Consider the following 2,298-nt stretch of genomic DNA (forward strand, 5'->3'; position numbering starts at 1 on the left):
AAATGGTTCGATGTCTGCCCGGATGCGACACATCTGGTGTGTCCATCCTCGCAGTATCCGGTTCTCAAGGTGCACGCTTTGCGGCTCATCCGGTCCGACCGGGCCGCGCGGCAAGGAGATATATTGCCAGACCGGAGGGGCGCCGGGGGCGGGAATCTGGGTGTACACATTTCCTACACATATAAGTACTCTCGGCTGGCTGGTTAAAAACAGGAGGGGACCTCGCATCCGAGATCCCCTCTTTAGCCCATCTATAGCTATAGAAGACTCTTAAATACCTTATGCCAGCAGCTTGCGACCGGACTCCTCGATCGCGTCAAGTGCTGCATCTGCCTCGGCGGCATCCGCGCCCTTAGCGAAGATGTACAGCTTAATCTTGGGCTCGGTGCCGGAAGGACGAACAATACCCTTGTTGCCACCCTCAAGATCGAACTCAATAACATTAGCCTTCGGCAGGCCGTTCACGCAGGTGTTGTAATCAACGACGGCCTCAATCTTGGAACCGGCGAGCTCCGCGGGCGGGTTCTCGCGCAGACCGGCCATGATGCCGGCCATCTTTGCCGCACCCTCAGCACCCGGATAGCTCAGCGAAATCGTCTTGTTGTGATAGTAGCCATACTTCTCGTACAGCTCGTGCATCGCGTCGGCAAGGTTCTTTCCCTGGAGCTTGTAATACTGCGCCATCTGGCAAATCAAAAGCGAAGTGCTCACGGCGTCCTTGTCGCGCACGTGGTCGCCGGCCAGATAGCCGTAGCTCTCCTCAAAACCGAAGATAAAGCGATCGACCTCGCCAGCATCGGAAAGAGAAGTAATGATGTCGCCGATGTACTTGAAGCCCGTCAGGCAGCGACGGAGCTCAAAACCGTACTCGTCGGCCAGAGCGTCAACCATGGCGGAAGAAACGATAGTAGTGACAGCAACCTTCTTAGTGAGGTCCTCACCGCGAGCAGCGCGGGTCTTGCAGATATAGTCGAGCAGCAGAACGCCCATCTCATTGCCGGTCAGCAGCAGATAGTCATCGCTATTCTTAACGGCAACGCCAACGCGATCGGCGTCAGGATCGGTTGCAAGCAGCAGATCAGGGTGAACCTGCTCGCACAGGTCAATGCCCTTCTGCATGGCCTGGCGAATCTCGGGGTTAGGATACGGGCAGGTCGGGAAATCGCCGTTAGGCTCCTTCTGCTCGGGAACAACCGTGACATCGGTGATGCCAGCGCGCTCGAGCACCGTCGTGACGGGAATGAGGCCGGTGCCGTTGAGCGGAGTGTAGACGAGCTTAAGCGGAGCGCCAGCGATCTCCTCGGCAGAAAGGTTGGTCACGCCGCGGGCGAGAACGGCGTCATAATAACGCTCGAGGCACGAGTCATCGATCCATTTGACCAGACCCTGCTCAAGAGCCTCATCGAAGTCCATGGACTTCACGCCGGTAAACGTATCGGTCTCGGCGATAGCCTTAGAAATTGCATCGGCAGCCTCGCTGGTAATCTGGCAGCCGTCGGGGCCATAGGCCTTATAGCCGTTATAAGGCGCTGGATTATGACTAGCGGTCATGCAAATGCCACCGGAGCACTTAAGGTCACGGACGGCCCAGGAAAGCGTCGGCACGGGAGAAATCTTAGGATACACGAGAGCAGTCACGCCGTTTGCGGCAAGAATGGCAGCCGTCGTCTTAACGAACAGTTCACCCTTATTGCGGCTATCGCGAGCGATGGCAACCGTCGGATGCTCGAAGGTCGCATTGAGATAGTCAGCAAAACCCTGCGTCGCGCGACCAACCGTATAGATATTCATACGGTTAGTGCCTGCACCGATAGTGCCACGTAGACCGGCGGTACCGAAGGCGAGATCCTGGAAGAAAGCGTCGGTGATGGCGTCCTCATCACCCTGCTCCTTCATCGTGTTAAGCTCAGCGAGGAGCTCCTCGTCCTTGACATTGGCAATCCAAGTATCAAGCAGCTCATGAACATCTGCCATGTGAGTCCTTCCGTCACATTCAATAAAACGACCCGTGTAAAACAGGACAAGCGCAGCAGTGCGCTAAAGCAAATATTAGTCCATTGAGAACAAAGAACCGACCAAAGAACGGTGAACGTCTATATTCAGCGGTGGATGATTAAATTGATTTAATTGCATAAGGAATGTTGCACGTAAACGCAAAAAAGGGGGAGGCCGCGAGGCCTCCCCCTTCTCAGTTCAAGCGTACGGCTCGGTGCCGTCCACCGGTCAGCGGCGCCCTGGCCTCCCACGGGCCGACCCCGCAGTACTCTCGGCGCGATGGGGCTTAGCTTCCGGGTTCGG

Annotated in this window: 1 protein-coding gene; it reads right to left on the reverse strand. The window is 56.4% G+C overall.

The window, feature by feature from the left end:
- Positions 1-279: 279 nt before the first annotated feature.
- On the reverse strand, positions 280-1,974 hold the full coding sequence (locus PMX60_RS10120) for a phospho-sugar mutase (protein WP_055310777.1): 1,695 nt from the start codon (positions 1,972-1,974) through the stop codon (positions 280-282).
- Positions 1,975-2,298: the final 324 nt, after the last annotated feature.

This window comes from Collinsella aerofaciens (genome assembly GCF_028206995.1).
GTDB lineage: Bacteria > Actinomycetota > Coriobacteriia > Coriobacteriales > Coriobacteriaceae > Collinsella > Collinsella aerofaciens_AQ.